General features: G+C 66.7%; 1 pseudogene. It reads left to right on the top strand.

Features of this window, described 5'->3' with window-relative positions:
- Window positions 1–219: pseudogene (locus V5E28_RS49380) on the top strand (hypothetical protein); the annotation flags it as partial.

Genomic DNA, 219 nt, shown 5'->3' with positions numbered 1-219 from the left:
TGCAGTCAGCTCCGCTGGCACCTGCATGAACTCGACCCCGAACTGGACATTCCCTCCCGCGGCCTGCGTCGCCGCTGCCTGCAGGATGAGCTCTGCGAGCACTTGGCAGACATGCCCGGAGTGGTCGCGCAGATCGCTCGTGAGCTGCTGGAACGCTGCCGCCAGCTGACGGTGCGCATCAACCAGCTGGAGAGCCAGCTGCGCAAGCTCGTGCGCGCT

Origin of the sequence: Nonomuraea sp. LPB2021202275-12-8, assembly GCF_037044575.1 — a bacterium.
Classification (GTDB): domain Bacteria; phylum Actinomycetota; class Actinomycetes; order Streptosporangiales; family Streptosporangiaceae; genus Nonomuraea.
The sequence above is the reverse complement of the archived record's forward strand: the minus strand, read 5'-3'. Positions and strand labels throughout refer to the sequence as shown.